Source organism: Elstera sp. (genome assembly GCF_044372965.1).
Taxonomy (GTDB): domain Bacteria; phylum Pseudomonadota; class Alphaproteobacteria; order Elsterales; family Elsteraceae; genus Elstera.
The window spans coordinates 23,669-30,030 of the sequence record NZ_JBILQX010000026.1; the positions used below are offsets into that span (position 1 = coordinate 23,669).

Here is a 6,362-nt window from a genome sequence, read left to right on the forward strand (position 1 = left end):
ACTTTAAGTCTTTGCAGTCAAATCGAAGAGGCGGCGGTGCTCTTCGAGGGCGTAACGGTCGGTCATTCCGGCGATGTAATCGGCAATCGTGCGGGCGGCCTCGGGGCTGCCTGGTTGCACGATCTGGCGTTGCCATTCGGGCGGCAGGGTTTGTGGGGTTTCCATAAAGTGATGGAACATATCCTGAACTACCCGGCGCGCTTTCGCAATCATCCGATTGACGCGATAGTGCCGATACATGCGCTCGAACATGAACGGGCGCAGGGCTTTATCCGCCGCTTGCAAGGTCGGGCTGAAGGCGACCAGCGGTTGCCCTAGGCCGCGCACCGCATCAGCGCTGGCGGGTTTGAACTGCTCGATCCGCGCGCGGGTTTCGGTGAGAAGGTCCGTAACCATCAGATTTATCAACCGCCGCACCGCCTCATGGGTCAGGCGCACCGGCTCCAAATTCGGATGCTCGCGCAGCAACTGCTCGAACACCGGGCCGACCACGGGTAGCGGCAGCAAGTCCTGCGGGGTGAAGGAGCCCGCGCGCAAGCCATCGTCGATATCATGGTTGTTATAGGCGATATCGTCGGCCAGCGCCGCGACCTGTGCTTCGGCGGAGGCAAAGGTTTCGAGCCGCAAACTCCAGGTCGCCTGAAACGCCGCAATCGTCGGGGGCGGATTGCTCAGCGGGCCATTATGTTTGACCACGCCTTCGAGGGTTTCCCACGAGAGGTTTAACCCATTGAAAGCCACATAGCGCCGCTCCAGCAGCGTCAGCGCCCGGAAGGTCTGGTCATTGTGATCGAAGCCGCCGAAAGGCAGCATCACCTCATTCAATGCATCCTCGCCCGCATGGCCGAAACACGTATGGCCAACATCGTGCGCGAGCGCGAGGGCTTCCGCCAAATCCTCGTCGAGCCCCAGGGCGCGGGCAATCGAGCGGGCGATTTGCGCCACCTCCAGCGAGTGCGTGAGGCGCGTGCGGTAATGGTCACCCTCGTGGAAAACGAAGACCTGGGTTTTATACTGAAGCCGCCGAAACGCCGTAGAATGCACAATCCGGTCGCGGTCACGCTGAAACACCGAGCGCTCACCCGACCCCTCCTCAGGAAACAGCCGCCCCCGGCTCTGCTGCGGATCGCAGGCAAAGGGTGCACGGGCGTTCGGATGGGCGGCAGGAAAACTCATGGGGCGCACCCTACCCGCCCAACTATGGCGATTCAATGGAGGAGCTATGTCCGTAACGGAAATTGACCTTCGCCCTTCGGCTCCTTACATAGGAACAGTGTTAGCCTGAGGAGAGACGCGATGGCCCAGCTTGAAACGGAAACCTTGGCCCAAGTGGCGCTGTCGGACAGTGCCGCAAAGCGCATCGCTATGATCGTTCAACGGGAAGCGCCGGGCTCGCGCCTGCGCATCGCCATTTCCGGCGGCGGCTGTTCGGGCTTTCAATATGGCTTCACCTTCGATGCCGCCACCCAAGCCGACGATAAGATTATCGCCAAAGACGGCGCGGAAGTGGTGATCGACGAAACCTCGCTCGGGCTGATGCAGGGCGCGCTGATCGATTTCGTCGAAGATCTCGCCGGGGCCGCCTTCCAGATTAGGAATCCGCAGGCGGCGGCAAGTTGCGGCTGCGGGAACTCGTTTTCGCCGGTATAATTCTGGCCATGAAAATCGCCACCTGGAACGTCAATTCCCTCAAAGTCCGCCTGCCGCATCTGCTGCGCTATCTGGAGGCCGATACCGCCCCCGATATTCTGCTGCTGCAAGAGCTAAAGTGCCAGACCGACGATGTGCCGCGCGCCGACATTGAAGCGCTCGGCTATCACGTCGAGGCCGTGGGCCAGAAAACCTATCACGGTGTCGCCATTATCTCGAAGCAGCCGATTTCAGTAGTGCTGCGGCATTTACCCGGCGACGAGACCGACGAGCAGGCGCGCTATCTGGAGGCCGATATCGCGGGCCTGCGCGTCGCGGCCCTGTATCTGCCGAACGGCAATCCGGTCGAGACCGAAAAATACCCCTATAAGCTCGGCTGGATGGCCCGCCTCGCCGACCGCGCCGCGACGCTGCTCGCTGAAGACCGGCCCTTCCTGCTGGGCGGCGATTATAATATCTGCCCGACCGACGTTGATCTCTACGATCCGGTCGGCTGGCGCGACGATGCCCTGGTGCGCCCGGAAAGCCGCGCCGCCTTCCGCCGCCTGCTCAATCTCGGGCTCACCGAAGCCTTTCACGCCCTGCACCCGCACGCGGCCCACGTTTACAGCTTCTGGGATTACCAGGCCGGGGCCTGGCAGCGCGACAATGGGTTGCGCATCGACCATCTCCTGCTCTCGCCCGCCCTGGCGGACCGGCTGGAAGCCTGTGAGATCGATAAGGAGCCGCGCGGCTGGGAACGCGCGTCGGACCATACCCCCGTTTGGTGCCGGTTGCGGGAAGTCGCTTAGCGATGTTAGGGGCCTTGCCCCTAACGACCCCAGATAAGGGCTTCGCCCTTATCAATCCCATTTATTTTAATATAAATCATATAATTATCGCTTTTTCTTAAAGCAAAATGGTTTCCAAAGGGCGAGCCCTTTGGTGGGGTTTCAGGGGCAAAGCCTCTGATCCTTTTACGCCTTCCGAGGCCGTAACCGCACCTCTTCGCGCAGCCAGCGATAGGGTAGATCGGCGGGATCGGCGGTGACGAGGCCGGGGGCGACCGTGACTAGGATTTCGCTAGCGATGGGTTGGAAATCGGCGCGGAAGTGGACCGAGCTTTTCAGCACCAGCACGGCGCAGGTTTTCGGATCGACGCCGAGGTGGGTGAAGATCGCCTGGGTGGAGGGCTGCTGGCGCGCCGAGCCGATGGCCACCTGCACACCGGCCACGTCCAGCAGCGCCATCGGGCCGAGATTCATCGTGCCGCCCTCCCACATCGGCCCGGTCCCGAGGAAGGTGCCGGAGCCCAGGCGCAGCACGCGCGCCTTGGTCTCCAAGGGCGTATCGCCGGGCGTGCCTGTGCCGCCCAGGGTGATCGCTATCTCCGCGCCCTCGCCCACCGCATGGGCGGCGTCGGCGGTTGCGGGATCGTGCAGCAACCCGAGCGTCACGCCCGCAAGGCCGCGCGCCAGAATCGCGCGTAGCAGGCCGGTGGTATCGCCCGAGCCGCCGCCGCCGGGATTGTCTTGGGTGTCGGCGAGGATGATGGGACCGCTCAACCCGCCTTGGGCGAGCAGCCGTTCGGTTTCGTCCAGTGCTGCCTCAATCGACCACAGCCCGGCCTCGGCATAGGCGCTTTCGGCATCCAGCAGGGCTTGGAACAGCCTATCCGCCGCCGCGTCGGCTTCGGCTTGGGTGGGGGCATAGGCGAGGATCGTCGGGCCGGTTTCGGGCGAATCGGATAGGGGGAAACCGGGGCTATAGGAGAGGTCCGCCCCGGTTTCGGCTTCGATCTGCTCCAGCAGGCGGTAGAGCCCCGCCGTCGGTTCGGCGAAACTGCATTGGGCAGTAATCGGAATGAGGTAAGGGCAAACGCGCAGGGCCTTGCCGCCCCAGCCGCGCGCTTCCAGCAGGCGTTTAGCCGTGCGCGCGCCGGTTTCCAGCATATCCACATGGGGATAGGTGCGGAAAGCCGTGAGGAAATCCGCCTGTTCCAGCATCAGCTTGGTGACATTGGCGTGCAGATCGAGGCAACCGACCAGCAGCGCGTTCGGCCCGATCACCGCGCGCATCCGGCGCAGCAACTCGCCCTCGCCGTCTGGGAAATGCTCCGTCACCATCGCGCCATGCAGGTCAAGAAACACCGCGTCGATCTGGCCTTGGGTGATGAGATCATTGATGATCTGCGCCGAAATCCGCTCAAAAGCATCGCTCGTCACCGGGCCGGAAGGGCTGGCGACGGTCCACAGTAAGGGAATGAGCGAAGCCCGGCGTTTCAGCGCTTCGCGCATAAACCCGGCGATGGGCAGGGTTCGGTCCATCACCGTATCGAACAGCGCATCGCCGCGCGACAGCCCCGGCCAGCCCTTCGCTGCGACGAAATCCGCATAGGTGGCGCGGCTGGGGGCGAAGCTATTGGTTTCGTGCTGAAACCCGCCGATGGCGATGCGCATGGGTTTAGGCCTCACTCAAATCAAGGCGTTTTTCGATTCAGTGAAGGGCTACGAGAGAGCGGCCCCGAACACTCAGCCAACCGAGCATATCGCTGAGCGTCTCTTCGATACGTTCCATCCGATGACCTAAACAGTATAAATAGATCAAGACAAGAATTTTTTGTTTCGTCTCACAATTTTTTTATTAATTAATCTTTTTTCTGTGAAATCTACAAAAAATTTCTAGAAAATCATTTTGGCCGCCAAATACTAGCTTGACGTTGCGCCTCATCAATACTCTCACGACTCATCTTCAGGGCTATACGATCACGTTCCTTAGCAGCATTACTTGCTTCGTTAAAATCGGTTGCACGTGCCGCTGATATGTTAAGCCATTTGTGCGCCTGTATATAATCCTGAGTCACCCCGCGACCCGTAATATACATTAAGCCTAAGTTAAACTGAGAGTCAGAGTCACCCTGGTCCGCTGCTCTCCGAAACCAGTAGATAGCCTGCTTATAATCTCTCCCCACGCCAAGACCGTCACTGTAAGCCAAACCCATATTAAATTGTGCAGGCGCATAATCCTGGTTGGCAGATTTAAGATACCAAATAACTGCTTTCTTATAATCTTGCAACACTCCGTCTCCCCTTCTATACATGTTTCCTAAATTAAATTGAGCGCCAGGATATCCGTGTTTTGCAGCCTTACTATACCAAAAAATGGCGTTATTATAATCTTTCAACACGCCTTGACCTTTTTGATACATAACTCCTAGATTAAATTGAGCCGCAGGATACTCTTGTTCTGCTGATCTCATATACCAAATAATAGCCTGTTTGTAGTCTTGATTTAATCCAAGACCTGATCCATACATTGTACCAATATTATATTGTGCTACGGGATCTCCATTATCAGCCAAAGGGCGAAGAATTATAAGTGCACGCTCATAATTTTTATTATTATACGCCTCTGTCGCGTCTTTCAAAGAGCTTGCTAATACATAAGATGAAAGCCCAAAAAAGGACACTACAATCAATAAAAATGAACAAGTTAACCTCAAAATAGCCCCCTATACGAAATAATTTGAAAACTTTACTGTGGAGAACCCGGACCGGAATAGTATAAAATTTCTCAGAAAATTTACAGCAGATAACGTACCTGTCTGAAAGATAACCAACTCTGCAAGGTCAGAAACGCCTGCAGAGTCGGTTCGTTCGATATTTTCAAACAATTTTAGAGCATTGATGCAACTCAAGTTGCTTACAGCGCCGCCAGCCGCGACAGAGCCGTCTCCAGCCGGGCAATCAGCCCCTGGAACTCCGCCAGCCGTTCGCGGTTTTCCTCGATCACCGCCGGATCGGCTTTGGCGATGAAGTCGGCATTGCCGAGCTTCTTTTCGATTTTTCCCAGCTCCTGCTCGGCCTTGGTTTTTTCTTTGGTCAGGCGGGTTCGTTCAGCATTGGGGTCGATGGCTCCTGCAAGATCGAGCGCGAGCGTTGCCGTCCCTTCGACGATCTGCACGGACGTGGCGGTCGCCGCCCCCGTCCCCAGGCCCGAGACGCGCGCGAGGCGTTGGATCACGGCCTTATGGGTTTCGGCCCAGCGCGCGGCATCGCCCGAAAGATCGGTATAGACCGCTGCGAGTTCCGCCCCCGGCGGCACGTTCATTTCAGCGCGAAGGCCGCGCGCCTGGGAAATCAGGCCAATTACCCAGGTCATTTCGGCGTGGGCGGCGGGATCGATCAAACTATCCGGCAATTCCGGCCAGGGCGCGGTGAGCAGGCTTTCGCCCGCGCCGCCCGACAGATGCTCCCAAAGAGCCTCGGTGATGAAGGGCATGAACGGGTGCAGCAGCCGGGCGATTTGCTCCAGCGCCCACGCAGTCGTCGCCCGAGTTTCGGCGGCGAGCGCCGCATCGTCCCCGGCCAGGATCGGCTTGGTCACCTCCAGATACCAGTCGCAGAAGCTGCCCCAGGCGGTCGCGTAGAGCAGATTGGCGGCGTCGTTGAAGCGATAGGCGGCCAGCGCCTCATCGAGCTTTATGCGCAGGCCAGCAAGCTCGCCGATGATCCAGCGGTTCACGGTGCCCTTGGCCTGGGCCGGGTCGAAATCGGCCACGCGGGCGCAGCCGTTCATTTCGGCAAAGCGGGTGGCATTCCACAGCTTCGTTGCGAAATTGCGATAGCCTTCAACGCGCTGGGTAGAAATCTTCACATCCCGCCCCGGCGCGGCCATCGCCGCCATCGTAAAGCGCAGCGCGTCGCAGCCGTATTTGTCGATCAAATCCAGGG

6 protein-coding genes are annotated in these 6,362 nt (G+C 58.8%); 2 read left to right on the plus strand and 4 right to left on the minus strand.

What is annotated here, in order from left to right:
• Nucleotides 1-3 precede the first annotated feature (3 nt).
• Nucleotides 4-1,176, minus strand: coding sequence for a deoxyguanosinetriphosphate triphosphohydrolase (locus tag ACIQ36_RS05715; RefSeq protein ID WP_395826760.1), 1,173 nt, complete (start codon nt 1,174-1,176; stop codon nt 4-6).
• Between the two features lie 120 nt (nt 1,177-1,296).
• Between ACIQ36_RS05715 and erpA the strand changes: the two genes are divergently transcribed.
• Nucleotides 1,297-1,650: an iron-sulfur cluster insertion protein ErpA gene (gene erpA, locus ACIQ36_RS05720; RefSeq protein ID WP_395826762.1), complete on the plus strand. Its 354-nt coding sequence runs from the start codon at nt 1,297-1,299 to the stop codon at nt 1,648-1,650.
• A gap of 8 nt (nt 1,651-1,658) precedes the next feature.
• The gene (gene xth, locus ACIQ36_RS05725; protein ID WP_395826764.1) at nt 1,659-2,441 is read left to right on the plus strand and encodes an exodeoxyribonuclease III; all 783 of its coding nucleotides are present in this window, start codon (nt 1,659-1,661) and stop codon (nt 2,439-2,441) included.
• Between the two features lie 165 nt (nt 2,442-2,606).
• Here xth and ACIQ36_RS05730 read toward each other — a convergent pair whose 3' ends face one another.
• The 3 genes from ACIQ36_RS05730 to ACIQ36_RS05740 form a co-directional block, all read right to left on the minus strand.
• On the minus strand, nt 2,607-4,088 hold the full coding sequence (locus ACIQ36_RS05730) for a M81 family metallopeptidase (RefSeq protein WP_395826765.1): 1,482 nt from the start codon (nt 4,086-4,088) through the stop codon (nt 2,607-2,609).
• A 230-nt stretch (nt 4,089-4,318) separates the two neighbouring features.
• On the minus strand, nt 4,319-5,131 hold the full coding sequence (locus tag ACIQ36_RS05735; RefSeq protein ID WP_395826767.1) for a tetratricopeptide repeat protein: 813 nt from the start codon (nt 5,129-5,131) through the stop codon (nt 4,319-4,321).
• 200 nt (nt 5,132-5,331) lie between these two features.
• On the minus strand, nt 5,332-6,362 hold a 1,031-nt coding region (locus ACIQ36_RS05740), incomplete at its 5' end, for a class I tRNA ligase family protein (protein WP_395826769.1).